This is a genomic window from Pseudoalteromonas sp. SG43-3 (genome assembly GCF_014164385.1).
Classification (GTDB): Bacteria; Pseudomonadota; Gammaproteobacteria; order Enterobacterales; family Alteromonadaceae; genus Pseudoalteromonas; species Pseudoalteromonas distincta.
Map to the genome: position 1 here is coordinate 226,221 of NZ_JACJFC010000002.1, position 26,157 is coordinate 252,377.

A 26,157-nucleotide genomic window follows, 5' to 3' on the forward strand; every position below is an offset into this window, starting at 1 on the left:
TTTAAGAGTTGAAATAGCGCTTTGTAAGCGCTATTTTTTTGAAAGAAGAGATTTATTATTCGTCTAGCCAATCTATAGCTGCGGTAGCATTTTCAAAGTATTGAACCTCACCCGATATAAACCAGTTACCGATTTTGGCCATTCGAGCTTGCCACTCTTTATTACCGTAAATAGCTACTTTTTTAAATTCTTCAGAGTGTTTAACACCTAGCTTGAGGTCGTCCCACGCTGCACGTAATTCCCAACCTTCAAGTTCACTACCGTCTATTAATGCATTCACCACTGGATGCTTAACTTCGCCAAGAGCTGAGTTTATCATTGGGGTAATTATTTTGTAGTCGTCGTGAGTAAGCGTACCAACGGCTTTAAGTTTTAAAAAAAACTCTCTTCCTGCACGTTCAAGACCAATCGATAAACCATGTGTTGTGTGTACCATTACTGCTCTCCTTAAATAGGCTGAGTGGTAAAAGTACACCTTCTAAAATTAATTAGTCCTGAACTAAATCAATAAATAGTCCTGAGCTAGATCATTAAATAGTCTCAAATAAACGACTCAATTACGCATTTTGTACGCGAGATATCTGGTTTTCTACGTCAGTCAAATGACCCGTTTTAAGCCATACTTTTGCACCATTACTTCCCGCTTTAACGTTAACGGAGCTATTAATAGGCACTCTTAACCAACTGTTTTTTATAAGGGTATCTGCTTGCTCATCAAATGAGCCTTCAAGTACTAGCAGCTCAGCTCCGCCTTTTGCGTTTATAACCATGCAGGCGTTGGGCTTAAAGTGAAACAAGCTTACCTCTTCAAAGTCGTCTTTGTATAAAGGGGTTACGGCAACATTTTTAAAACTAGGATGCACCGTACTTTGCATCAAGTTTGTTTGTAAACGCACGTGCGTTCGGTCATCTGGTTGAAACTGCCATAACTTTACAAATATAACGCAGCCATTTTCAGACCCCGGCTTATGCTTTGATTGCGGTGGATTACGGATATAAGAACCTGCCGCAAAGTCACCATGCTCATCTTGAAATACCCCTTCAAGCACAACAAACTCTTCACCGCCTGTATGTACATGCGGCGAAAATTCACTCCCAGGTGCATAACGAACAATGGTCGTTGCGCGAGCAACTTCGTCGCCCACTCTATCGAGCGCTCGCCTATCAACGCCCGCCATTGGCGATGCAACCCACGGAAGTGATTCGCTATGTACCACAACTCGTTTACTAAAATCGGCAGCTATTTTCATATTTGGCTCCTAAGCGTAACTTCACTTAAATTTTAAACTAATAACCTAATTAAGCTGCAACACTTGGGCGTTTTGCTACTTTTTCTTGCCATGCAACTAAATGGGTTAACTCATTCGGGATTGCTATTTGTGCAAATCCAGCAAATACCATCCCAGCATACAATGTAATATCAGCAATACTAAACTGCTCGCCGCCAACAAACGCCGATTGCGCTAGTACATCATTAAAATAGCTAAACCCTTGGCGCGCTTTTTCGCCTTGTTTTTCACCCCAAGCCACATTTTGATATGTTTCAAGCTCAGGACCTAAGCCATCAGTTGCATGATGAAAGTAAGTTGCCACAGCGTCAAGAACCATAGATTCTGCACGCTTTTGCATCATGTTAATTACTGCACGCTCTTTTGCGGTTTCACCCATTAAAGATGGGCCTTCAAATGCGGTATCAATATACTCAGTAATAGCGGTACTTTCTGATATAAACGTGCCGTCATCTAGCTCTAATACGGGTACACCTGCTAATGGATTTTTAGCTAAAAAGGCTTTTGTTCTGTGTTCACCATTTAATAAATCAACAGGTACAAACTCAACATTTGAAGTGGCATTTTTTTCAGCTAAAGCGATACGAACACGAAGTGGATTTGGAAAGTTTTCTACATCATAAATTTTCATAGCAATCTCTATCTTTATTGTTTAAAAGTGAGCCAATGGCGGAATCTACCTATCGATAGGTAATTTATAATATTAAACTAAATTTAAGTCAACGTTTAAATTTTTCTGATTTATAGGATTTAACTTAATTCATAATAAAATTAGGGGGTTGCTTAAAAGTAAAAACGCTTGTAAATAACTACCTACTGGTCGATAATTTTGCTGTACCAATTGCATTAAATAAGTGATCCATTATTGCGCTAGGAAAATAGCGCAATAACAAGGCGAAAATTATGATATGCAGTTATTCTGTATGAATATTTTTAACGCAGTTAGTGAGTTATTTAATGCGATACAATGATCATGTTTTTAATAAAACTGGTATTACTGCAGATAGGAAATATTAAAAATGAGTAAAAAAGAAGCTTTATTAAAAGCCGCTGAAAACAAGGTGCGACTTGGCGGGTACAGTAATTTTAGTTTTAGAGAGCTAGCCTGCGAAGTCGGCATTAAAAGCGCCAGTGTGCACTATCACTTTGCGACTAAGGCCGATTTAGGTGCTGAGCTTGCTCATCAATATACTAATTCTTTTTTAGCTGCGTTAGGCGAGCCAAGCGAGCTTAAAGCAAGCGGTAAAAATCCTATTGATGTGTACACTCAGCTTTTTAGACGTGCATTAGTAACCGATAAAAAAATGTGTTTATGTGGGTTACTAGGAGCCGAAAGCGATAGCCTTCCAGATAAAGTACGCCTTGAAGTAAAACGCTTTTTTAATCAAAACCTAACATGGCTTAGCGCTGCACACTTAACTAATGGTGAGCCTAACCCCGCTCAAGCAGCTATTCAAACAGTGAGCCTGCTTGAGGGCGCTATGATGATAAGCAAAACGCTCGACGATAATAGTTACTTTGAACTTGCAACTCAGTAATACCTAAATTTAGTACACAAAAAAAGCGAGCTATTGATTATCAATAGCTCGCTTTTTTAATGCTTGAAATAACTTATGTGATTATTAAACCGCTGTTGGTTTAACTTTATGCTTAGAGTGCACAATTGCTAAAACAATTAAGCCAATCACTGTTACTACAGCGCCAATAGGTTTACCTAAATCGCTTGATAAGTTAAGACCAATTGCTGCAGTGCCAATATAAGAAACCGTTACCGCTGTTGCTATAACAGCAGGAACACTGGCAATCCAATGGAATGTACCACGGTCAAACAAGTACTTAGTGGCAAGCCATAATACGCTTGTAGAAAGCAGCATGTTTGAAAATGCAAAGTAGCGCCAAATTAATGAGAAATCGAGCTTCGTCATAAAGTACGCTATAGCAAGTATAGGCACCGCCACTAGTAAGCGATTACGTAAGCTTTGTGGAATATTAAACGCATCAACAACAGTTAAACGTAATGAGCGGAACGCTGTATCACCAGAAGTAATTGGGAATACGGCTACTGCAATAATTGCCATTATACCGCCAAATACGCCTAAGTAACTGTTAGCTACATGGTTAACAACTAAGCCTGGACCACCTTGGTCAAGCAATGCTTTTAAGCCTGCGTAACCATCTGGGAACGCTGCAATACCAGCAAGTGCCCATACACAACCTACAATACCTTCACACATCATAGCGCCGTAATAAACTGGACGTACGTATTTTTCGTTAGTTAAACAGCGCGCAATAATAGGCGCTTGAGTAGAGTGAAAACCACTAATAGCACCACAGGTAATTGTTATAAATAACAATGGCCATGTTGGTAATCCATCTGGGTTTGGCTCTAAAAAGTCATGTGCGTGATCAGCTTCAAAGTAAGCTAAAAAGTCACTTGGTACAGGTAAGTGCGGCGCATTAATAAGTAATGAAATAGCAATTGCCACTGTCATTACAATCATTAGCGCACCAAAAATTGGGTAAAACTTAGTGATAATTTTATCAATTGGTAGCAAGGTAGCTAAAAAGTAATACGCTAAAATAGCAAGTACCCAAAAGGTGTTGTTTGCCAGTATTGTACCTTCAAAAAAATCAAGGTTACTTAGCAAACCTGCAGGGCTCATAATAAATACTACACCTACAAAAAACAGTAGCATGGCAGTAAATACAAGCATAAAGCCTTTAAATACGACGTTGTAATAATGGCCTGCGATTTCTGGTAGGCTTTTACCGTCTTCTTTTATACTCATTACACCTGAGAAGAAGTCGTGTACAGCGCCACCTAAAACATTACCAAGTACAATCCATACTAGTGCAACTGGTCCGTATAAAGCACCTAAAATTGGGCCAAATATTGGACCTACGCCAGCAATGTTTAAAAACTGAATTAAAAATGCTCGTACAGGGTGAATAGCTACGTAATCAACACCTTCGCTAAAGCGTTTTTGTGGTGTGTCAGCAGTTGAATCCAAACCGGCTTGTTTTTCAACAAATGGGCTGTAAAACTTATAGCCCAGTATTAAAATAGTGAGGCAGATAAAAAAGATGATCATAAAGCACGTTTCTCTTTTTGTATTTTAGTTATAGAGCGCATTGTGTGTCGCCCCGCCTTTTCAATCCGTGAATAATCGACGAACGATAACAAAGCTTTAACCCTCAAACAATAAGACGTTTAGCTAATACAATAATCGATATAAGCCACTATTTACGCAACCTGCGCACTTAACACTCACTTATCGCCTATGTCTTATTTTAGGCACAAAAAAAGCGGTTAAACTTTTACGTATAACCGCTTTCACACACAATGTTTTTTTAAAGTGGGTTCATAAACTCACTAATTTGTTGATGCGTTAAAGTAGGTGTTGCACCAGAACTTTCGGCGACCATTGCTCCAACGGCACATGCAAAGTCAACGGCATATTGCGCGTCGTCGTTGCTACAAAGCTGATAAATTAACGAACCTAAAAACGAATCCCCTGCGCCAACAGTGTCAATTACGCTAATTAAATAACCTGAATTATAAAAATTTTCGCCTTTGATTGTTAATAAAGCACCGTGGCTGCCTTTAGTTACACATAAGTAATCGGTATTTGTTTGCTGTGCTATAAACGCTAAATTTTGTTCAAGCGAATGAAACTTACAACCCATCGCTTTTGCTATTTCGTATAGCTCTTCATCGTTTAATTTAATAAAGTCTGCTTTATTCATTAAATCTACAAGTGTTTCTAGCTTGTAATGCGGTGCACGTAGGTTTACGTCAAATACTTTAAAGTTTGCTACATCAACGAGTTGATTTAACGTTGCTAAAGACGCTTCGCTTCGCCCAATTAGGCTGCCAAATACAAATACATCGCTACTTTTAACTTTACTAAGTAACTCATCGGTAAGCGCTATATTATCCCACGCAGTATCTGCCACTATTTCATAACTTGCAGAGCCACCACTGTCGAGCGTTACCTCAACCGTGCTAGTTTTTTTATCACTATTGATAGCAATGTATTCGCAGCTTACGCCTTTGCTAGTAATTTCGCCAAGTAACTCAGCGCCTAACTCGTCGTTACCAACAGCGCTGATCATATCGGCTTTAATGCCTAGTGAGTTAATACGTACACACATGTTAAGTGGCGCGCCACCTAAGCGCTTACCTGAATCAAAACAATCCCACAGCACTTCGCCAAAGCAGCTAACACTTACGTTTTCGCCTGATTTATGATTAATTAAAATGCTCATAATTAGTTACTCTTTTGATCAAGTACAGCCTGCATAATGGCTTTAATTTTACTATTAGGTGCATACAACGCAGCAATCGACTTTTTATATTCAGCAGTAAACGTTTCGTTATGCTCAAGCTTGCCAAACAAGCTCGTTAACTTTAAAAATGCAATCGGGCTAGTTTGAGTCTCTTGCGCGTAAGAATTAAGCTCTTTGTGCATCGCATCTTGAATTTCAAGCTTTTCGCCGTTTTCACTTAAACCTTTATCGCTGTATAAACACCAAGTTGCAATAACAAGCGTTGCCAGTGACACATCGCGACCTTGTACTAGGTTTTCGTTAATTGTGGCAATTAAAAACTTAGGCAGTTTAGCTGAGCTTTCACTACAGATACGCGCTAGGCTGTCTTTAATATTAGGATTAGCAAAACGCTCTATTAACGTATCTTTGTAACTTTCAAGGTCAATGCCTTCAAGTGGTTCAAGATTTGGGGTTACTTCTTTATCCATAAAAGCACGTAGGTATGTGGCAAATAATTCATCCGATACCGTTTCGTCAATAGTGCCATAGCCATGGATTGAACCTAATAAACCAAGCACAGAATGCCCTGCATTAAGTAAACGTATTTTCATGGTTTCATAAGGCGTTACATCAGTAACAAACTGTGCACCAACAACATCCCAATTTGGACGAGAGTCACTAAATGTGTCCTCTATTACCCATTGTGTAAACGACTCACAGGTAATTGGCCACTCGTCGCTAACACCATATGCATCAACCACGTAATCAATATCACTCTTTTTAGATACCGGTGTAATACGGTCAACCATCGCATTTGGAAACGATACGTTTTGCTCAATCCACTCACTTAGGTTTTTGTCTTGCTCTGTAGCAAAGGCTAAAAGCATTTTGCGTGTTACGTTACCGTTGTGCTGAATGTTATCGCACGACTGCACTGTAAATGCGCCTAAACCTTGCTCTTTACGCAGTTTTAACGCAGCAGTAATGTAACCAAACGCTGTAATTGGGTCGTTCGGGTTATTAATGTCGTTAATAATATCTGGATTACTGTAATCAAACTCACCCGTTGCAGGGTTAAAGTTGTAGCCGCCTTCGGTAATAGTAAGCGACACAATTTTAGTATCGCTGTGCGCTAACTTATTAATTACCGCTTGTTTGTCCTCTGGAGCAAACAAAAAGTCGATCATTGAGCCAATTACTTTGTTATCTATTGTACCGTCTGGGTGTCTAACAGTAAGCGTATAAAGGTAATCTTGCTGCTTTAAAATATCACGCAGACCACGGTTACCCTCTAAAAGACCAACACCACATATGCCCCATTGCTCAGAGCCTGGGGTTTTTAAAAGCTCGTTAACATATACCGCTTGATGAGCACGATGAAAACCGCCCACGCCAATATGAACAATACCGGCTTTAACTGCGCTACGGTCGTAGGTTGGTGTATCAACATGGCTTGGTAATTGAGCCAAGCTTTGTTGGTTTAGCCCTGTAACTAGAGCGTCAGTGTGTTGATGTTGCGTCATGGTGCGACCTTACTAAACAAAAATAAAATATAAATTACGATACTGTATTACGATGCTGTGTTGAGTACTTTATGGCGTTTTAACGACCAGTACGCAGTAACAAAATAAATAACAGTACAAATAAAACAGGCTATTTCGAATTGCGATTTATTAGCGCTGTACATACTCATAGTTTCACTGAAAAACATCACTTGGCTGGCAAATATGAAAATAATAACCAGTGAAACCGTAGAAACTGCGTTAAGTACTTTTGTAAATACAGAGCTGTCAATTACTGGCTTTGGAATGTCTTTAGCCTCAGCTGCTTGATATTCTTTAATATCACGTTGCTCTTGTTTTTCTGCTGCAATTTCTTGTGTGTAGTCGTCACCAGCGCCGTATTTTTTAGCTAAAAGCGTGTAAACAACAATGGTGAAAATCCATGTAGGAATAAACAAGTAGTAAAACGACATTACATCAATTGCGTTTAAGCCAAAGCCAAACACAAGTGCTAACGCCCAAGATGCTATAGCCGGTACGCTGCGGGTAATATTTTTATATTTAGCCCAGTAACGTGTTAGGCCAATTTTAGGAAATAACACATGCTCAGCAAACACAATGCCGCCTACTGGTACAACTAATAAGCCTGCGTATGTAAGTAGCGGAAGCATTTGAGAAAATACAAACGGGAAACACGCAATAATTACGGTTACAACACCTACAATAGCGGTGGTGCGTTCACGTGATTGATTAACAAATATAGATTGCGCTGCAAGGCCTGCACGGTAAAGGTTTGCGTTAGCTGTAGTCCAACCGGCAATAATTACAATAACAAAACCAGTCCAACCTAATGCATGGTATGCAACATCGCCCGGATCAAGTGATGAAATAGTTGTTTTAAGTAATACCGCAACACCTGCGCCCATAATACCGGCAGAGATCCACGCTAAGTAATGACCAAAAAACATGCCCACACCAGAAAACAAACCATAGCTTTTGCGTTTAGCAAATCTAAAAATAGCCATGTCGATTAAACCAAAGTGAGTTATTGAGTTAGCAGCCCATGCAAAGCCAATCACTTCTAATAGGCCAATGCCCTTTTCACCATCGGCATTGGTGCCCGTCCATATGGAGGAGTCACCTATGGTCATAAAGTCGCTAAAGCTAGTTAAAGAGGTAGAACCTAATACGTGATTTGAAAGCTCTGGGAATAACGCAAACGAGCCTGCAATAAATATAACAAATAGCCACGGCGCACACAGCTTTGAAAAGTCAGCAACCGTAGAAAAGCCATACATCGCAACAAATACAACAATGGAGCCAACAGCTAAAACAATGGCTACAAACCAAAAGCTATTTGGATACCAATCAAGTTGCGCAGGTATATCAAACAAAAACCGCACGGCGGTGGAGGATACCGTGATCATCGCGGCCGATATAACACTAAAAATAACCACGTTAGCCCAGTTATAGAGCTTGGTCATTGAGTTACCAGCAATTTTGTTTAAGTAGTTATATAAACTTAAGCGGGTTTCTACTGCAATGGGTGCAGTAATCAGCCACCAAGAACACATTGCTAACAGGTTACCTATTAATAAACCCAGTAGAATGTCGATGGTTGAAGCGCCTAATGCAACAAACGTTGCACCAATAACAAATTCAGTAGCCGCAACATGTTCGCCGGCGTATAGCCCTGCAAAATGCTTCCAGCCGTGAAGCTTATTATTAGCAACAGGAAGTTGCTCTTCGTTTACATCTTTAAATGTTTGTGTGTGTGGACTCGTTGCCATGGTATTTCCTATTGTTAACAGCAAAGCATTTGATACCAATCTGCATAACTATTTGAATAATTTAACAAGTTAAATCACTCTATATTTAAGCAGATTGGCATAGTACCTACATACTTTGCCTTTTATAATTTGGCTTATAAACGCATGATCTTTTGCCATGTTTTGTTTTATTTTTAGTAAAGCAAAACCATCTACATTTATATTTTGCGTTTGCTTGCCTGTCAGTGTGTAAGGCGAGCAAATCGCGTTTAAAACTTTGTTTATTTAAAAAGCTGCGTGTTTACTGCTTTTTAAGTGCAGGGTATGCACTAAAAAAATCTTGCCAATGCGTTAAATGATCAACATTTGGGTAAGCACTGTGTACATGATTAACAGAGCCTTGCATATGTTGCCCACCGCTGTAATGCAGTACTTGCATATTGGCGTCAATTCCTGCATTTACGCCGGCTTTACTGTCTTCAATTACTAAGCAATGCTCTGGCTTTACACCCATTTGCTTAGCTGCATGTAAAAATAAATCAGGCGCCGGTTTACCACGCTTAACTTCGCTGCTGGTAAAAACCGTATCGCTAAAGTACTTACTTAAACTCACTACGCTCAACGCTTTTGCGGTGCGTGCTGGGCTACTGCTTGTAGCTATACAAATAGGCACAGCTAAATTGTTAAGTACGTCTTCTATACCATCAGTCGTGGTTAGTCCGGTTTCAAATTCGTTTAATAGTGCCTCGCGGTAGTCACCTTCAAAGCTTTCAGGAAGAGTGACATTAAATGCATCCGCTATTTTTTGGCTTACTGTTTTAAAGTTGCAGCCTAAAAAGTGTTGCTGTACATAAGCGCGGTCAATCTCAACGCCTTTTTCAACAAGCATATTAATGAGTACTTGTGCGCTTAAAATTTCGCTATCAATAACAACGCCATCACAATCAAATATCACTAGCTCAATATTAGTATTCATCTTGTCACCTTATTAACACTGTTTGGTTTAGCTAATTTAAGTATAACGAGTTAAGCGCGATTAATATTGTGCAACTTTTTAGTGCAACTCAGTAATGGGCATAAGCTCACTGGTTGAGCATATTCCCTTTATTGTGCGAATATGTCAACACACTGTAAGTATAAAACGCACCAGCTTGGTGAAAATACCGCCAGATAAAACTAAAAACCTTTGTATTTAATAAATTTTATAAAAGCATATTGCGACTAAGGTCGTAGTAAAAAAATTACATTAATGTAAAAAGTGTATCTGCAAATTCATCTCATCTGTTTTACAAATTACATCAATCTAATTAATCAGTTTTACCGAAGTTAATAAAATTAATACTATCGTTAACAGATTAACAGCCTGCACCACTGCCGGCACTTTTAAATAGATGAGGTCGACAATGAATACTCAAATAAACAAAACAAAATTAACACTAACTGCACTGGCACTTGCAATGGCATTACCGGCAAGCGCAGCAACAACTCTTACTAAAGATAACGGCGCAGCTGTTGGCGATAACCAAAATTCAATTACTGCTGGCGAACGTGGCAGTGTATTACTAGAAGACGTGCAACTAATTCAAAAACTGCAACGCTTTGCACGTGAGCGTATTCCTGAGCGTGTTGTGCATGCTCGTGGTACTGGCGCACACGGTGTGTTTGTAGCATCAAAAGAGCTAGATGATTTAACAATTGCAGCACCGTTTGCAAAAGCTGGTAAAGAAACAGACGTATTTGTTCGTTTTTCATCGGTAATTCACTCAAAAGGCAGCCCAGAAACACTGCGTGACCCACGTGGCTTTGCAACTAAGTTTTACACAGACCAAGGTAACTGGGATTTAGTAGGTAACAACTTACCGGTGTTCTTTATTCGCGATGCGATTAAATTTCCAGACATGGTTCACTCTTTAAAACCATCTCCGGTTGATAATATTCAAGATCCTAACCGCGTATTTGACTTTTTCTCGCACGAACCAGGTTCTACACAAATGCTAACGTGGGTTTACAGCGACTACGGTACACCAGCAAGTCTTCGTAAAATGGACGGTTGGGGTGTACATGCATACAAAATGATTAACAAATCGGGCGATGTTAAATACGTTAAGTTTCATTGGGTAAGCCAACAAGGTATTGATAACCTTGACGCAAAAGAAGTAGCTAAAGTGCAAAGCCAAGACTTCCAACACTTAACACGCGACCTTTACAGCGAAATTGGCAAAGGCAATTTCCCTAAATGGGATCTGTACATTAAAACGCTTGATCCATCGCAGCTTGATGACTTTGATTACAACCCGTTAGATGCAACAAAAATGTGGTTAGACATTAAAGAAACTAAAGTAGGAACAATGACCCTAAACCGTATGCCAACTAACTTCTTCCAATCTACGGAACAAGTAGCAATGGCACCGGCAAACATTATTCCAGGTATTGAGCCATCAGAAGACAGACTATTACAAGGTCGTATGTTTTCTTACGCTGATACACAAATGTACCGCCTAGGTGCTAACCACCAGCAACTGCCAATTAACCGTGCAAAAGTTGAAGTGGTTAACTACAACCAAGACGGCGCAATGAATATTGGTAACACTACAAGCAATGTGAACTACCAGCCAAGCCAAGAAAACGTAGCTGAAAACCCAATTGCACGTAGAAGTAACACAGAGCTAAAAGGCTTTGTACAACAAGCTGCGATTAAAAAGCAGCAAAACTTCGCGCAAGCTGGTGTTATATACCGTGGTTTTAGCAAGCAAGAACGTACAAACCTAATTAATAACCTAGCAGGCGATTTAGGCAAAGTGCAAAACAGCAGTGTTAAACACAAAATGCTTAGCCACTTTTACAAAGCTGATAGTGAGTACGGTACACGCTTAACTAAAGCTGTAAACGGCGACCTTAAAATGGTTAAACAACTAGCCGCTAACTTATAGGCAACTAGTTAAAAGCAATTAGTCCCAACTAAATAGCTATTTAAACCACAATCATGAGGAAGGAATAAACCCTTCCTCTTTTATAAGAGACAATTGTTATGCGTAATTTATTAATTATAGTCGCTCTATTTCTGAGCTTTACCAGTAGCGTTTACGCTCAAAATACATCAGATACACAAACACCCAGTACTCAATCTGAAACCCAACATTCTGCAAAAACTCAATACGATAGTTTATTTGCTTATTACTTTGCCGCAGCACGCACAAACGACACAGCTGTAATAGAGCAATTTGTAGATGCCGGTATTCCTATCGACAGCTACAACAATAAAGGCTACACCGCGTTAATGATTGCTACTTACCATGGTAATAAAAACACGGTTAACACACTTTTACACTTAGGCGCTAATGCCTGTCTAGAAGATAACCGTGGCAACACAGCGCTAATGGCCGCTATTTTTAGAGGTGAATTTAGTATAGCTAAAACACTCGTATCACTTGATTGCGACAACGCGCATCAAAACAAAGCCGGTCAAACAGCAGAGCAATTTGCACAAACATTTGGTCAACAAAAAGTTATAGAGTTACTAGCGCAGGTAAATAATGCAAAATAATCTGCACGCAACAAAAAGCCCTAAAATAATAGGGCTTATTTTTAATAAAATTAGTCTTATGTTGCAGACGCTATTTGAGGTTGTTTAGGCTTTTCTCGCGTTACAAAGTAGCAAATTAGCGAGCCCACTGTTACCAGTACAACCCCCTGCCAAAACGAAGCACTCAGCGTAATAGATAAATACAACGCCGAAATAATAGTAGAAAACACCGGTGTAAAGTACGAAAGTGTTCCCAAAAGCATTAAGTTACCGCCAATAATAGCTTGATTCCACAGTGCATAACCGCTCCCCACTACTACACCAGCTAATAGCAACGTTATGCTTGAGCCCAGTGAAAACGTTAATGGCGCTTCATTACTAAAACCATATTGCGCCCACAAACTCATTGCCGTGACAGTAAAAAATAACGTAATAGCATTTTTACCATTACTCAGCTTTTGCGTAACTACGCAATAAATAGCCCATATAAACGCTGCAGCTAATGCCATTAAATAAGTAGCAGGATTATCAGCAAAGTTAGTAACAAGCGTATCGACCGACATTTTTTGATCGCCCGTAATACACCAAGCAACGCCTAAAAAAGCAATGATCATGCTTGGGTAAACCCAGAAACTTACTTTTTTACGACCAATAATAATAGAGAGCAGTATAGTCAGCGTGGGCCATAAATAATTAATAACCGCCATTTCCATTGCCTGATGACGGCTATTTGCCATACCAATAGAAAGCGCCAAGCAAATTTCGTACGATACAAATAATAAAGTACCTATTACCAAGTAACGTTTCGAAAAACCACTAAACTTGGGCACTCCCATAACCAAAATTAAAAATATCGCACTGACAGAATACATAGCCGCCGCACCACCAATGGGGCTAAACAACTCAGAAATATCCCGTAGTAATGCAACTAAGCAACTCCACAGTAATATGGCCGCGACTCCATAAAGCGTGTATTTATTTTTGCTTATAAAATCCATTTGCCAATCCAAAAGTACTACTCGTAAATTTGAAACTAAACTAACAGTAATTATTTAATTAAACAATAAGGGTCTGTTGTTCTTTCAAGGTTGAATTTGCAGCAGTCTGTTTGGTATTTAGGCAAGGCAGAGCCTATATAGTGTGGTTATTCCCCATTAATGGGCGATAACGTAGCATTAATGCCAAACAGGCGCTGCCCAAAGGGTTCTTCCTAGGGGCTACTTACTCTTTGTTGCTCGGTTTTTACTTAGCCCACTAGGTTACAAATCTCGCGCCGCGATTAAATAGCCCCTAGTTTGAACAAATTTTAATCCGCAAAGATCAACAGACCCTAAAGTTAATAGCTTAAACCTCTCATTTGTTTTTAGCATTCACCCTTTTTAGTAATTGACCTTTTGGTCAGTAAAGCTACAATCAATCAATACGTTAAACACGCAAACTTTATAATGACCACACAAATAAAGCCAAATAAAAAAGAAGTCACACGCGAGAAAAACCAAAAACTAATTTTAGATGCCGCCGAGCAATTGTTTTCGCAATTAGGTTACGACGGAGCAAGTATGAGCATGGTTGCTAAAGAAGCGCAGGTGCCAAAAGCTAATATTTTGTATTACTTTAAAAGTAAGGATGGTCTGTACGAGTCTGTGATTGACCGCATAATAGCTAATTGGAACTTAGGGCTCGATAACGTCACAATTAACGACGATCCAGCTACCGTGCTTTATAACTATATTAAAAGCAAAGTAATACTGGCCGTAAATCAGCCAATGCAATCTCGCTTATTTGCCAGTGAAATACTGCGCGGTGCACCCTATTTACAAAACTACTTTAGAACCAATACCCGCCCTTGGGTTAAACAAAAGGTTGATGTACTTCAAGCATGGATGGACGCTGATAAAATGGATAAGGTTGATCCCTACCATTTGCTCTTTACTATTTGGTCTACCACGCAATATTACGCCGACTTTCAGGCTGAGGTTTTACTCGTAATGAACAAATTAGAGTACGACGAAACCGATGTGGCACAAATTACGCAATCAATTGCCCACATAATTTTAAAAGGTATTGGTCTTAAAATACCTGAGCAAAGTGAGACTTAACCCATGACATCCTTTACTACACCCGATTTATTTGACGATCATCGCGATAACGTGCAAGTAGCAGACAGCGGCCTTTATCACTTTGGTAAAAAAACCACGTTTTATGGCAAAGTAGTTACCGTTACCTGCCCAGAAGACAACTCTTTTGCCGCCGATATATTGCATGAAAATGGTGAAGGTAAAGTATTGGTTATAAACGGGTTTGCGAGCAAACGCTTTGCGTTTATAGGCGATATTATGGCTGAGCGTGCCCTAAATAATGGCTGGGAAGGCGTAATAATAAATGGCTGTTGCCGAGATATAGAAATACTCGCCACGATGAACTTACCTGTAATGGCGCTAGGCTCTACACCGCGTAGTACCTTAAAGCGCGGCTTTGGTGATAAAAACCAAGCTGTTACCATGCTTAGCACCACTATTGAACCTAACAATTGGGTTTACGCCGATATTAACGGTTTAATCATCAGTAAAACGCCCCTTATTTAGCACTCAAAACCATATAAATAGAGACCAACTTGGTGCACCTACGCACCAAGTTGGTTTGTTTTAGCTCATTTTAATCTCACTATTTCTACAGCCCACATTTGCAAATCTCATACAATCCAACAAAACCTGACCAGTTGGACAGGATTTTAATTTATGGCATTCCTCTTGCTTAGTCTAAGTACTATAAAATCAAAACTACCGATTAAAAAGCGGAGCTTTAGCAATTGCATTAAATAAGTGATCTATTATAACGCGAAGAAAATGACGCAGTGAGTGCGCTATTTAATCCGATAAAATGATCATGATTTAATAAAATTGGTATTCATAATAATAATAACCAGCCCGCTTTTTAATCACTCTTAACTTAATAAGTAAGTACTTGGTCAGTTTTATAATAATGAGCTGCAAATGAGTGATAAAAAAAACAACAAAGGTATATTTTGCAATCACGGTCCTACCCTGTGGCAAACAAGCCAGTCTGGCGTGCTTGCAAACAATCGCTTAGCTGTAAAAGATGTATTTGCAGTAAAGGGCGAGCGTAACAGCGCAGGCAACCCACACTGGTTTAAAACAGCTAAACCGGCTCAAAATACGGCAAGCTCGGTTAATAAGCTCATGACCGCTGGTTGTAACTTTATAGGCTTTACCCATACTGACGAGCTGGCTTATAGCTTAGAGGGTAATAATATACATTATGGCGCTGCGCAAAATCCTAAATTAAAAGGGCATGCTTGCGGTGGTTCGAGTATGGGGTCTGCTGCTGCAGTTGCTGCTAACTTAGCTGATATTGGCTTAGGCACCGACACCGGCGGCTCAATTAGAATACCCGCCAGCTATTGTGGTTTATATGGCATAAGGCCAAGCCATAACGTGATTGAAAAAGACGGCCTAATACCGTTGGCTCCGCCTTTTGATACCATAGGTTGGCTTACCCAAAGCGCCGAGCTATTAAGCGATGTAGGTAATGTACTGCTACCAAATCAAGCTATTAATAACGTTGATACCTTAGTTATTTGCGAGCCGTTATTTGAACTCGTTGACCCTGTTTTACAAGCCCCACTTAAACAATTGCTTGAAAAAACCAAGCCTAATTTTAAGCACCATAAAGAATTTGAACTACCTAACAGCAGCTTATTAAATGAACTTGCTGATAGTTTTAGAGTACTGCAAGGGCGAGCAATCGCAAAAACGCATAAAGACTGGCTTCAATTGCCGGGGCAACTTCCCCAGTTTGCTCCAGCAATTGCGGCACGTTTTAATATGGCGCTTGCCCTAACTGTTCAAGAAGAACAAGAAGCACTAAAAGTACAAACCCAATGGCAAACACTAATAGCTAAAAACCTAAATACAAACAGCTGTTTATTTTTGCCAACCACCCCCACAACCGCACCTAAATTAGGCGCCGACACAAGCGCCTTACGCATGCAAATTATTACGCTTTCGGCAATTGCAGGGCTTAGTGGCTCAGCGCAAGTGCATTTACCGCTGGCTGATTTAGCAAATGATCATCCGTATGGTTTTTCATTAATGATGAGCCACGGTAACGATAAAAGCCTACTTGCTTGCGTTAAGCACCTAGCTGCACACTTTAAACAGGACACACCGGCATGACCACACACAACATTGCATTTACCGCGTCTCATTTTTCGGCCACTGAGGCGGGTATAAATATACTAAAACAAGGCGGTACAGCTACCGAGGCTATGGTAGCGGCTGCCGCTGCTATTAGCGTTGTATATCCACATATGAACTCAATTGGTGGCGACAGCTTTTGGCTTATCGATAACCCAAACCAAAAAACGCCTACCGCTATTGACGCCTGCGGCCGTGCAGCAACTAATACAACGCCCTATAACTCGCTCGCGCAAATACCAGAGCGCGGCGGGTTAAGCGCACTGACTCAAGCGGGTACAATTCGCGGTTGGCAAAAGGCGCTTGAACTAGATGAGCACGCAGCACTACCACTGTCACAAATTTTAGCACCCGCTATTGAGCTTGCGCGCGAGGGCTTTACAGTTACAAAAAGCTTGCAAGCAGGCTGCGAAAAGCTAGCCACTGCTAACAATACCAATGACGCGTTTAAAAACCTCTACATACCCAATGGCAAGCCCTTACAAGAAGGCCAGCATTTTAAAAACCCTAAACTTGCAGCAACGTTTGAATACCTAGCAAAGCATGGTTTAAACGCATTTTATGAAGGCGCACTTGCCAACTCATTTGCCGCCGACTTAGCAAAAGCAGGCAGCACAATTACCGCAGGTGACATTGCAAATACTAAAGCCGAGGTAGTTACTGCGCTAAATGCAAACCTCAGTGGTATTAATTGCTACAACTTACCCGCGCCAACACAAGGCGTGCATTCACTACAAATAATTGGTGCCGTAAATAAGTTAAAGCATTTAGCTAAAACCGATGCCGACTGGACACATTTAATTGTTGAAGCAACTAAACAAAGCTTTACCCATCGCCCTACCCTTTGGGCTGACCCTGAAGAATTAGGAGACGATTATAAAAACGCACTAACCGATAATCGCTTAAGCGAACTTGCTAATAATATTGATATGAGTAAAGCCAAAAAATGGCCATTTAACGCAGAGCCTGGCGATACTGTATGGATGGCAGCCAGAGATAAAAACGGGCAATTAGTCAGCTTTATCCAAAGTATTTACTGGGAATTTGGCAGCGGAATATTAATGAGTGAAGGCGGCTTTGTGTGGAATAACCGTGGTTTAAGCTTTAGTTTAAACAATGAAGATATTGATGCGAGTAATAATACCAACGCCCTTGCGCCAAATAAAAAGCCCGCTCATACACTTAACCCAGCACTGGCAAAGTTTAGCGATGGTCGTCGACTTGCTTACGGAACAATGGGCGGTGAAGGGCAGCCACAAACTCAAGCCGCTGTTTTTGCAGGCTACGCGTGGCGAAATAAATCAATAAAACAAGCAATTAGCGACCCTCGTTGGTTACTTGGACGCACATGGGGCGATACGAGTACAAATTTAAAAATTGAAAAAGAGTTAGTTTTTCATATAGAACATGAATTAAATCAACGTGACCACGATTGGGTAAGCGTTGATAATAATAACGAAATGATGGGGCACGCTGGGGCTATTTTAGATACACCTACAAGCCTTGAAGCTGCAACAGATCCTCGTTCAGATGGACGTGCAACAGTAACTACAGCAGGAACACAATGTCAGAAATAATAAATCAATGGCCAATTATAGTAGCCTTAATAGCAACCGGTATTTTTGCCGGTATTTTAGCAGGACTTTTTGGTGTAGGCGGCGGTATTGTTATCGTCCCTGTGCTGTATTTTTTACTGCAAGGTTTTGGCGTAAGCCCAGAGTCGGCAATGATGATAGCCACCGCTACATCACTTGCAACCATAGTACCTACTTCGCTTTCATCTATTCGCTCGCATCATAGCAAAGGGAATATTGACCTTGCGCTAATAAAATACTGGGCACCATTTATTTTAGTTATGGCCGTTGTAGGCAGCTACTTAGCGCACTCAATACGCGGTAATGCACTGGTACTTATGTTTGCCTGTATTGCTATTTTAGTCAGTTTAAACATGCTATTTAGAGCCGGCGCACCCGCGCTTGTAAAACAACTGCCAGGAAAATTTGGTCAAGGCGTTATGGCAAGTCTTGTAGGTGGTTTGTCGGTAATGATTGGCATAGGTGGCGGCACTATTGGCGTACCTATGCTAAACGCATTTAATGTACGCGCCCATGTTGCAGTAGGTACTGCGGCCGTTTTTGGTTTATTGATTGCACTACCAGGCGTTATTACCTTATTAAGTATTGGCACAACGCCAACCGATGCTCCCCTAGGTACGTGGGGGTTGGTTAACCTCCCTGCCTTTTTTCTTATTATTCCGTTGACTATTTTATTTGCGCCTATTGGCGTAAAAATTGGTAGCAAGCTGGATCAAAAACAACTAAAACGCGCCTTTGCCGTTGTCTTAATGATAACCGGCATACGCATGCTTATTCAGACTCTGGGAGCCTAAAATATGTTTAATAACACGCAAGTTCAAACCTTAAACCCACCACAGCGTTTATTAATGGGACCAGGCCCAATTAATGCCGACCCTCGTGTTTTACGTGCTATGTCGGCGCAGCTTATAGGCCAATACGACCCAGTAATGACCGGTTTTATGAACGAAACCATGGCACGTTACCGCGAAATTTTTAAAACCAAAAACGAATGGACCATGCTAATAGATGGCACATCGCGCGCAGGGATTGAAGCCGTATTATGCTCAATTTTACGCCCAGGCGATAAAGTCCTTGTGCCAATTATGGGGCGCTTTGGCCACCTACTTGCTGAAATAGCAGAACGCGTTGGCGCAAAGGTGCACACAATAGAAGTACCGTGGGGCGAAGTGTTTACGCCAGAACAAATCGAAAAAGCCATTGTTGATGTAAAACCCCATGTACTTGCTATGGTACAAGGCGATACATCCACCACCATGAACCAACCTCTTGAGCATATTGGCGATATTTGCCAAAAGCACGATGTACTATTTTATTGTGATGCTACCGCCTCCATTGTGGGTAACGAACTTCCTGCCGATGAATGGAAACTCGATGCACTTTCTGTAGGTCTGCAAAAGTGTTTAGGCGGACCTTCTGGATCAGCGCCATTAACACTGAGCGACAAATGCGCTGATTGGATCCAAAAACGTAAAAAAGTAGAGGCGGGTATTCGTACAGCGGAGCATACCGACGGCACCGAGCCCTTTGTACGCTCAAACTACTTTGATTTAGGTATGATCATGAATTACTGGGGGGAAGAGCGCCTTAATCATCATACCGAAGCCACCAGCATGCTGTATTGCGCCTCAGAATGCGCCCGCATTGTTATTGAAGAAGGCGTGGATAACTGCGTAGCGCGCCACAAATTACATGGCGATGCCATGCTAACAGGCATTCAAGCACTGGGCTTAAATGTATTTGGCGATTTAACGCATAAAATGAACAACGTACTGGGTGTGTATATACCCGAGGGCATTAATGCCGATCACGTACGCGGGCAAATGCTAACCGATTTTGGAATAGAAATTGGCACCTCGTTTGGCCCGCTGCATGGCAAAATTTGGCGTATTGGCACCATGGGTTACAACGCCCGTAAAGATGCCGTATTACAAACATTGGCAAGCCTAGATGCCTGCTTACATGCCAACGGTTACAAAGGCCCTAAAGGCGAAGCCGCCATTGCCGCCCTTGCTCACTATAAATAAAAAAAGGATTTAGCATGACGATTGTAAGCCCACAACACAGCCCTTTATTAGACAAAGAACTTGCTGATGAATACGCAACACGCGCTTTATCTCGCTGTAAAACCCTCAGCGCACTATCGCAAATGCAAGGCGGTATTCACCGCGTGTACTTATCAAAAGAGCACAAAGAGTGTAACGCCGTTACTGCATCGTGGATGGTTGAGGCAGGCATGCAATCGTGGCAAGACGAAGTGGGCAACCTTTGGGGGCGACTAAAATCATCAAACCCCCATGCTAAACGTTTAATTATAGGATCGCACCTCGACACCGTTCCAAATGCAGGTGCGTTTGATGGTATTTTAGGTGTACTACTGGGGATAGAAATTGCAGCGCTTGCACATAAGTTAAAGCTCGACCTGCCCTTTCATTTAGATGTAGTGGGCTTTTGCGATGAAGAAGGCACCCGCTTTGCCACCACTTTAATTGGCTCAAAAGCCCTCGCTAACGAATTTGACCCACAGTGGCTAAACATTGAAGACACAAACGGCATAACTATGCGCCAAGCCATGCTCGACTTTGGCCTAAACCCTAACGACTACGCAAAGGCCGCACTAAACAAAAACGAATTACTAGGTTACTGGGAAACTCATATTGAACAAGGTCCTGTACTCGAATCGGTTAATCAGGCGTTAGGGGTTGTAACTGCAATCGCAGGAGCAAAACGCGCCATGCTTACCCTAACAGGGCAAAGCGGTCATGCGGGTACAACGCCAATGAACTTGAGGCAGGATTCACTAGCAGGCTGCGCTGAATTAGTAACCGAAATTGAAAAACTAGCAAAAAGTGCGAGTAATGGCGAAGTAGCCACCGTAGGGCAAATACAGTCTCGCCCTGGGGCTACAAACGTGATTGCAGGCAAAACAACCATAAGCCTAGACGCACGCGCACAAAGCGACACCGATCTCGCTAACTTACTAAGCGTCATACAAAACAGCGCTCAATCTATAGCAAGCAAACGCAATTTAACGCTTGATTGGCAATGGACGCATGCCGCCGATGCCGTAGCGTGCGACACCACTATTCAGCATTTGTTTTCAAGCGCATGTAAACTCAATAACCAAGCATCGCCTTCACTTGCCTCAGGCGCAGGGCACGATGCAATGGCAATCGCTCCAATTTGCCCCGTTGGCATGTTGTTTATACGCAGCCCTGGCGGTATAAGCCATCACCCAGCAGAAGCGGTTATCGACAGCGATGTAACAAAGGCACTCAGTGTAATGTACAGCGCGCTTTTACTTTATGTGAAAGAGTGTGAGTGATTTAAGGTAATCGAGTAAACCAAGTATATTAACTTGGTATGCTTAGGGGCTTAAACCTCCTCAAAGTCATTTGGAGGTTATTACTGAAGGCAGGTAAATGCAGGAATATACGTTATTTAAAGTAGCTTTATCGGGCTGTCCTTTGCTCTTTTAGGCTAAGGCGTTTATGTGAGCTATATACATGTTGAATGTTTGTACCATTAACCAAATATGCATCCATTTCGACGGTAATTAAACCCGATAATGGCTTGATTTCTAGAACACCCAACTCACCTAAATTTGCAGATAGTAAAGTATTATTCCTAATAGCTAACAAAGTTTTGTCAGTATCTCGTAAGTCACCATTCACATATAATTTAGCACCACTAAACCAAGTGTTAATTATTTTAACTTTGATTGACTTAATAGTAAATTCAAAGGATTTTCTCATCAGATCTCCATACCCAGAAATGTAATTATTATACTTTGTGTTCTTATGTGCTTGGCGCACAAACACTTTTTTTTAATACCCGTTTAGTCGATGCTGGGTAATTTTTTAGTGCAGCCAAAGGGCGAATTGGCCGCTGAACCAAATTACCTGAGCAGTTTGGGCACACGTTATTTAATAACGTTTGAGCACAGCCAGAACAAAATGTGCATTCAAATGAACAAATAAAAGCCTCTGTGGACTTTGCAGGTAGATTCTTATCACAACATTCACAATTAGGTCTTAAATCTAGCATTTAGCGCTCCCTTTTATCCACCCAATGCTGAGTAAATATCTATTACCTTTTATAACTTTTGATACCTGATGCTCACTTACATCAGGGCGGAATAGCTTAACCCGCTTTGTTTCAAATATCGGATTACTACAAATAAACTCACCACCCAAATCTGCTTTTTTAAGCACTATATTCAACCGATAGTGTTTACCAGATTCAACTTTGTCTGTGTGTGGTGCTATTTCACTTCCTTGTGGGAATTTAAGCAAATATGTATCAAATTTAATTGGCCACGTAGCACCACAAATCAACATTTTATCGTAGCCTGATTTTTGTCGGCCTCGCTCCCAACAAAATAATTTACTCAAAAAAAACATACAATCCCTCGAAACAGCTAATAAGCTGCAGGTTAACTCGTTTTTTTATATTTATTGATAAACAAACCATAGCCGAGTTCATATTTTGATTCAATCGATTACTATATTTTACGTGGGATATAAAAGGGAGTTTTAATGGTGTTTTGATTGGCGTTTTAATAGACATTATGGTGGCTATAATTGACAGAAAATCAAAATATAGCCACCCGTTTTACTTTAATGCTTATTTAAGGTCTTATTTAATCGTTACCTTTGCATCACTTACCCATGTTTCAGTTATAGCTTCATCATTTTTATCAACTAAATACGCGCGTATGTTCACCGGATTGTTGTTAGCTTGTTTGTAGTCAAACGCTAATCGCCATTGGTTTGTACCAACTACCGGATAAACTCCAATAGGTTCTAATATTTCACCGTTGCTGGCTTCAACAATCGGCTTTATACCACTTTTGTTATCTAAGCCTTTAAATACTGGACCTTCAAAATCAATCACCATCTTGTTAACGCCTTCAGGAATAGGCTGGCCGGGAATTCCGCCTAAGCCTTGGCGAGTATTTACAACGCTTGCAAGCGTTTTTGATTTTGGATCGAGTGGACGCCATTCAATATCATAAGAAAAGGTAAACTCGTCGCCTTTGCGCGTCTCTTTTTCGGGCACCCAGTAGGCAACAATATTGTCGAACGTTTCATCTTTTGTAGGAATTTCGATTAACTGAACTGCGCCTTTGCCCCAATCGCCAGTAGGTTTAATCCACGCTGATGAACGCTTATTGTAAAATACGCCGTCGTCTTGGTAGTTATTAAAGTCACGATCTCTTTGGATTAAACCAAACCCTTTTGGGTTCTCATCAATAAAGCTATTGGTTGACACCGACTGAGGATTATTTAATGGGCGCCAAACGTATTGACCCGATCCTGTGTGAATCGCAAGGCCATCGCTATCGTGAATTTCTGGGCGCCAATCTTTAGCTTCTGTTTTATCTTTTTGTGAGTACCAATACATACTGGTTAACGGTGCTACGCCTAAGCGTTCAACATCGGCGCGCATATACAAATTAGCCGTTACAGAGGTAATATGGCCTTTGGCTTCTTTGTTATCTTTACTTAAACCAAATCGATAAGCACCAGTGATAGAAGGCCCTTCAAGCAATGCCCAAACAGACACACTTTCACCTTTTTTCTCTGCGGGGCCAATCCAAAATGCAGAAAAGCGCGGAAATTCTTCTGGCTGATTCATACCCGTATTAATTGCAATACCTCGAGCCGACAGTCCATATTGCCCCTCTGGCCCGTCGGTACGAAAATAAGACGCGCCTAAAAAAGATATCCAATCGGGTTTCATATCTGGGCGCATTATTCTAAAGCCTGCAAATCCAAACCCTTCTGGGAGATCGTGAGCTGGGCTGTCATCAGGCATATCAAAAATATCATTACTAAAAGGTACATTTTGAACCTGATTTTTATCGTCTCTGATGTAAATACTTACTGGCTCAGGAAAATATCGACCAGGGTAAAATAATTGTACGGGCGCCTTTTTTCCACTTGGGTATAAGGTTTCATCTTCTTTAAAGCGTATTTTCCAGTGTTCGTCATACGTAATTTTATCGATTAACTCCGGCGCTGGCACCTTAGTTGGCGTATAGGGCTTTTCGGCTGAGGCTTTTGCTAGGGCTTTTAAGTCTTCGAATGAAAACTCCGTTTTATCTACTGCTTCTGTCGCGTAAGACGACATCGAAGTGCTAAAAATAATTGCGATAAATAACTTTAATTTCATAAAAAGAATATCCAATAAATTGAGTCAAATAAAAATGGGAATGCTGCACGAGCGTATGTTTAACTTAAAGTTCTGTATGGATATTACGTGACGTAATATGAACTAGCGTTTACTAAAGTATCGTTATTTGACTACAGAACCTCCCATAATTAATTTGTTTTTACGAGAATTGGTTTTAAGGGATTCGCGCGCGTTTGATGATATCGCTGAAGTGAAAATAAGTGGGATAGCCCAATTTATTATTAGATCGCTGGTATTCAAATGGATAAGGGTTGTATTTAGGTGGTGGAAAACGAAGAGGCTCACCCCTTTTAAAACTTGCAATTAATGGCTGAGTTTTATTTGGCCCTCACTTCAGGGCATGTTTTTATGTTTTTGAAGTTAATTTTTCAATAGCATCTTTAGCTTCTTTCAAACTTACACCATGAACAGATCTATAATATTTTATTGCTCTAACTTTATGACCTGATTTTAAAGCAACAATAACATCACCTTCGGTTACGCTGCCATGCTTAGGTATTGAGTTACCAAATATTAATATAAATAAAACTGCAATAACCGCTAAAACACCCCAAATATATTCAATTTCCATAAATATCCTCGATGTTCGAAAAATAATGAGCCTGTAGGTTAACTCGTTTTTTATTTATTTTTATTGATAAACAAACCATAGCTGAGTTCCTCTTTTGTTTGTAATAATGTTCACCAAGAGCAAAATGTATTTTTATTTTATCTTATTTTAATTATTCTTATTGGCTACTGGTTAAATAGCCTTTCGCATTTTATTTAATAACTCGTAGCATGCTTTATACAACAGTATTTCCATGTCTTCGTTATGGTACAAAGGACCCCAACGAAAAAAGCCTCTTAAGCTAAATTTTTTAGCTATGAATTCGCGCCACGTAACAGATTTAGAAACGCTGAACGTTTTAATCGTCTTATTGTGTTTAATATTATACAAACGCGATACTAACTTAACTTTTGGTCGCCAAAATAGCGGAATAATAGCTGTATCAAAATCTATAGTGAATGCATCACCACCATGCAAAGTAACTATAACAACATCTAAACCAATATCTGACTTTTTAGGCTCTTTAATAGACGAAATACTGTGAAGACAAAAAATATCTTCAAGCTTCTTGTGCATATGATCTTGTAGTGAATCGCCCGTTATATAAAAAAACGACTCTACCTTAGAAAAATGGCTGTTATTAGCTACAGCTAACGATCCCAAATAAACATTTGGCTTTTCAGAGCTAAACCAATCGAATAGCAAATTTAAATTCCTTTTTTACTTATGCCGAATAAATAGGCCGTAAGGTTGTTATCTAAGGTTAGGGCGAAAAAGCAAAAACCAGCTGTTTTTGCTCTGCTTTACGATTTGTTTATTTACGCTCAACTATTTTCGACGTAATTGAATACCAAGTAATGTACCTAATAAAACAGCAATAACATGCAGCAAAGCTGAAATTAAATATATCAGAGGATCCATTGATATTTCTAATAAAATGTATAGTAAGGCACCGACACTTAGATCAATAAACCAATAAACCGCCGCAACTAAAAAGGCTTGTTTATACGGACTCACTGTTTGCTTATAGCCTAGGTAACAATAAACGATTAAAGAGGTTACAAACCCGAGGACGTAATAAGTAAAAGTTAATGAGGTACTTTGAGTCATTTCATCAAAGCCAACAATCTTTGTTGCTATTGTTGATAAAGCAACTAGCAATAAATACAAGCCTACTGAAAAGAGTACAATCCTAGAATATTTCACGATAATCCTTTAGCAATACAACGAGGCTGTAGAATA

At 40.4% G+C, this 26,157-nt stretch carries 26 protein-coding genes; 10 read left to right on the plus strand and 16 right to left on the minus strand.

All coding sequences use genetic code 11. From position 1 onward, the window contains the following. Positions 1-55 precede the first annotated feature (55 nt). The 3 genes from H5157_RS02800 to H5157_RS02810 all read right to left on the minus strand — a co-directional run bounded on the left by H5157_RS02800 (position 56) and on the right by H5157_RS02810 (position 1,920). A complete protein-coding gene (locus H5157_RS02800; RefSeq protein ID WP_182724083.1) occupies positions 56-436 on the minus strand; it encodes an STAS/SEC14 domain-containing protein in 381 nt (126 codons plus the stop codon). A 121-nt stretch (positions 437-557) separates the two neighbouring features. Continuing rightward, the gene (locus H5157_RS02805) at positions 558-1,250 is read right to left on the minus strand and encodes a cupin domain-containing protein (RefSeq protein ID WP_182724084.1); all 693 of its coding nucleotides are present in this window, start codon (positions 1,248-1,250) and stop codon (positions 558-560) included. 49 nt (positions 1,251-1,299) lie between these two features. Next, positions 1,300-1,920 carry a glutathione S-transferase family protein gene (locus H5157_RS02810; protein ID WP_182673696.1) on the minus strand — a complete coding sequence of 207 codons (621 nt, stop codon included), beginning with the start codon at positions 1,918-1,920 and terminating at the stop codon, positions 1,300-1,302. A 388-nt stretch (positions 1,921-2,308) separates the two neighbouring features. Here H5157_RS02810 and H5157_RS02815 point away from each other — a divergent pair, with 388 nt between their 5' ends. Next, a complete protein-coding gene (locus H5157_RS02815; protein ID WP_182694099.1) occupies positions 2,309-2,827 on the plus strand; it encodes a TetR/AcrR family transcriptional regulator in 519 nt (172 codons plus the stop codon). An 84-nt stretch (positions 2,828-2,911) separates the two neighbouring features. On the opposite strand, the gene H5157_RS02820 is transcribed toward H5157_RS02815, so the two are convergent. The 5 genes from H5157_RS02820 to H5157_RS02840 all read right to left on the minus strand — a co-directional run bounded on the left by H5157_RS02820 (position 2,912) and on the right by H5157_RS02840 (position 9,808). Then, on the minus strand, positions 2,912-4,381 hold the full coding sequence (locus H5157_RS02820; RefSeq protein WP_004334688.1) for a carbon starvation protein A: 1,470 nt from the start codon (positions 4,379-4,381) through the stop codon (positions 2,912-2,914). A gap of 259 nt (positions 4,382-4,640) precedes the next feature. Then, the gene (locus tag H5157_RS02825) at positions 4,641-5,558 is read right to left on the minus strand and encodes a carbohydrate kinase (RefSeq protein ID WP_007584308.1); all 918 of its coding nucleotides are present in this window, start codon (positions 5,556-5,558) and stop codon (positions 4,641-4,643) included. A gap of 2 nt (positions 5,559-5,560) precedes the next feature. Beyond that, the gene (locus tag H5157_RS02830) at positions 5,561-7,084 is read right to left on the minus strand and encodes a mannitol dehydrogenase family protein (RefSeq protein ID WP_182724085.1); all 1,524 of its coding nucleotides are present in this window, start codon (positions 7,082-7,084) and stop codon (positions 5,561-5,563) included. 47 nt (positions 7,085-7,131) lie between these two features. After that, positions 7,132-8,853 (minus strand): cytosine permease, encoded by a 1,722-nt coding sequence (locus tag H5157_RS02835; protein WP_004334683.1) that lies wholly within the window; start codon positions 8,851-8,853, stop codon positions 7,132-7,134. 280 nt (positions 8,854-9,133) lie between these two features. Then, positions 9,134-9,808, minus strand: coding sequence for an HAD family phosphatase (locus H5157_RS02840; RefSeq protein ID WP_149593207.1), 675 nt, complete (start codon positions 9,806-9,808; stop codon positions 9,134-9,136). A gap of 427 nt (positions 9,809-10,235) precedes the next feature. On the opposite strand from H5157_RS02840, the gene H5157_RS02845 reads away from it, so the two are divergent. Further along, a complete protein-coding gene (locus tag H5157_RS02845; RefSeq protein ID WP_182716834.1) occupies positions 10,236-11,762 on the plus strand; it encodes a catalase in 1,527 nt (508 codons plus the stop codon). A gap of 98 nt (positions 11,763-11,860) precedes the next feature. Further along, positions 11,861-12,376, plus strand: a complete 516-nt coding sequence (locus H5157_RS02850; protein ID WP_004334678.1) for an ankyrin repeat domain-containing protein — start codon at positions 11,861-11,863, stop codon at positions 12,374-12,376. A gap of 56 nt (positions 12,377-12,432) precedes the next feature. Here the strand turns inward: H5157_RS02850 and yddG are convergent, their stop codons facing one another. Next, positions 12,433-13,353, minus strand: a complete 921-nt coding sequence (gene yddG, locus H5157_RS02855) for an aromatic amino acid DMT transporter YddG (protein ID WP_182724086.1) — start codon at positions 13,351-13,353, stop codon at positions 12,433-12,435. A 447-nt stretch (positions 13,354-13,800) separates the two neighbouring features. Between yddG and H5157_RS02860 the strand changes: the two genes are divergently transcribed. The 7 genes from H5157_RS02860 (at position 13,801) to H5157_RS02890 (ending at position 21,492) form a co-directional block, all read left to right on the plus strand. Further along, entirely contained in the window at positions 13,801-14,454 is a 654-nt protein-coding gene (locus tag H5157_RS02860; protein WP_004334664.1) for a TetR/AcrR family transcriptional regulator, read from the plus strand. Positions 14,455-14,457: 3 nt separating this feature from the next. After that, entirely contained in the window at positions 14,458-14,940 is a 483-nt protein-coding gene (locus H5157_RS02865; RefSeq protein WP_182692420.1) for a putative 4-hydroxy-4-methyl-2-oxoglutarate aldolase, read from the plus strand. A 408-nt stretch (positions 14,941-15,348) separates the two neighbouring features. Beyond that, on the plus strand, positions 15,349-16,551 hold the full coding sequence (locus H5157_RS02870) for an amidase family protein (RefSeq protein WP_182724087.1): 1,203 nt from the start codon (positions 15,349-15,351) through the stop codon (positions 16,549-16,551). Further along, positions 16,548-18,149, plus strand: a complete 1,602-nt coding sequence (locus tag H5157_RS02875; RefSeq protein WP_182724088.1) for a gamma-glutamyltransferase family protein — start codon at positions 16,548-16,550, stop codon at positions 18,147-18,149. The genes H5157_RS02870 and H5157_RS02875 overlap by 4 nt, the downstream gene beginning before the upstream one ends. Beyond that, the gene (locus H5157_RS02880) at positions 18,137-18,961 is read left to right on the plus strand and encodes a sulfite exporter TauE/SafE family protein (RefSeq protein WP_182711738.1); all 825 of its coding nucleotides are present in this window, start codon (positions 18,137-18,139) and stop codon (positions 18,959-18,961) included. Before H5157_RS02875 ends, H5157_RS02880 begins: the two co-directional genes overlap by 13 nt. 3 nt (positions 18,962-18,964) lie before the next feature. Continuing rightward, positions 18,965-20,194: an alanine--glyoxylate aminotransferase family protein gene (locus H5157_RS02885; protein ID WP_024596152.1), complete on the plus strand. Its 1,230-nt coding sequence runs from the start codon at positions 18,965-18,967 to the stop codon at positions 20,192-20,194. A 14-nt stretch (positions 20,195-20,208) separates the two neighbouring features. After that, positions 20,209-21,492: an allantoate amidohydrolase gene (locus H5157_RS02890; protein ID WP_182724089.1), complete on the plus strand. Its 1,284-nt coding sequence runs from the start codon at positions 20,209-20,211 to the stop codon at positions 21,490-21,492. 127 nt (positions 21,493-21,619) lie between these two features. Here H5157_RS02890 and H5157_RS02895 read toward each other — a convergent pair whose 3' ends face one another. The 7 genes from H5157_RS02895 to H5157_RS02925 form a co-directional block, all read right to left on the minus strand. Continuing rightward, positions 21,620-21,922, minus strand: a complete 303-nt coding sequence (locus H5157_RS02895) for a hypothetical protein (RefSeq protein WP_182724090.1) — start codon at positions 21,920-21,922, stop codon at positions 21,620-21,622. A gap of 43 nt (positions 21,923-21,965) precedes the next feature. Then, positions 21,966-22,214, minus strand: coding sequence for a DUF1272 domain-containing protein (locus H5157_RS02900; RefSeq protein WP_182692416.1), 249 nt, complete (start codon positions 22,212-22,214; stop codon positions 21,966-21,968). Then, on the minus strand, positions 22,208-22,570 hold the full coding sequence (locus H5157_RS02905; protein WP_149593221.1) for a 2OG-Fe(II) oxygenase: 363 nt from the start codon (positions 22,568-22,570) through the stop codon (positions 22,208-22,210). The genes H5157_RS02900 and H5157_RS02905 overlap by 7 nt, the downstream gene beginning before the upstream one ends. A 235-nt stretch (positions 22,571-22,805) precedes the next feature. Next, entirely contained in the window at positions 22,806-24,344 is a 1,539-nt protein-coding gene (locus H5157_RS02910) for a glucan biosynthesis protein (RefSeq protein ID WP_182724091.1), read from the minus strand. Positions 24,345-24,711: 367 nt separating this feature from the next. Continuing rightward, the gene (locus H5157_RS02915) at positions 24,712-24,936 is read right to left on the minus strand and encodes a ribosomal protein L7/L12 (RefSeq protein WP_007378552.1); all 225 of its coding nucleotides are present in this window, start codon (positions 24,934-24,936) and stop codon (positions 24,712-24,714) included. 171 nt (positions 24,937-25,107) lie between these two features. Beyond that, the gene (locus H5157_RS02920; RefSeq protein ID WP_024596157.1) at positions 25,108-25,620 is read right to left on the minus strand and encodes a hypothetical protein; all 513 of its coding nucleotides are present in this window, start codon (positions 25,618-25,620) and stop codon (positions 25,108-25,110) included. A 123-nt stretch (positions 25,621-25,743) separates the two neighbouring features. After that, positions 25,744-26,121, minus strand: a complete 378-nt coding sequence (locus tag H5157_RS02925) for a hypothetical protein (RefSeq protein ID WP_310736822.1) — start codon at positions 26,119-26,121, stop codon at positions 25,744-25,746. Positions 26,122-26,157 lie beyond the last annotated feature (36 nt).